Here is a 735-nt window from a genome sequence, read left to right as displayed (position 1 = left end):
GACGCCAGCGAGGCCGATGAACGGCTCACCGACCTGGTCCCCGACTACGAGGGCAGCCAGGACGGTCTGGAGGTGCAGCTCGGCGGCTACGCCATGTTCGAACACGAGCTGACGGAGCAGAGCGAGACGGACGTCTTCACGGCCGAGCTGATCGTCTTCCCGGTGACCCTGGTGGCACTCGTCCTCATCTTCGGCAGCATCCTTGCTGCCACGCTGCCGCTGGCCGTGGCGGCGGTGACCGTTCTGCTCGGCATGGGCACGATGTGGGTGCTGGCCGAACTGACCGATCTTTCGGTGATGGCGGTGAACGTCGTCACGCTGCTCGGCCTCGGCCTGGCGATCGACTACAGCCTGCTGATGGTGAACCGTTATCGCGAGGAGCTGCGCAGCGGGCGCACGGTGGCCGAGGCCATCGGCGCGACCATGCGCACCGCGGGACGCACCGTCGTGTTCTCCGCGGTCACGGTCGCCATCGCGCTCTCAGCCCTCATCTGGTTCCCGCTCGACGCCCTGCGCTCGATCAGCTACGCGGGAATCGCCACCGCGCTGCTGGCCGGCGCCTCTGCGCTCATCGTGCTGCCGGCGATGTTCGCGGTTCTCGGGCGGCGGATCGAGCGCAGCTGGCTTCGGCGTCGCCGTTCGGAGACGGCTCACGACGGCGATGGCGCGGGCTCAGGTGCGGCGGATGCGGGCGCAGACACCAACTCCGAGACCGAGGACGGGTTCTGGCATCGG

General features: G+C 68.8%; 1 protein-coding gene. It reads left to right on the top strand.

Annotated features, from left to right (window positions below):
* Window positions 1-735 (top strand): MMPL family transporter (locus ELR45_RS37040; protein ID WP_205856146.1); only part of this gene is annotated, 735 nt, incomplete at both ends.

The organism is Phytoactinopolyspora endophytica, from assembly GCF_004138495.1.
Classification (GTDB): domain Bacteria; phylum Actinomycetota; class Actinomycetes; order Jiangellales; family Jiangellaceae; genus Phytoactinopolyspora; species Phytoactinopolyspora endophytica.
The sequence above is the reverse complement of the archived record's forward strand: the minus strand, read 5'-3'. Positions and strand labels throughout refer to the sequence as shown.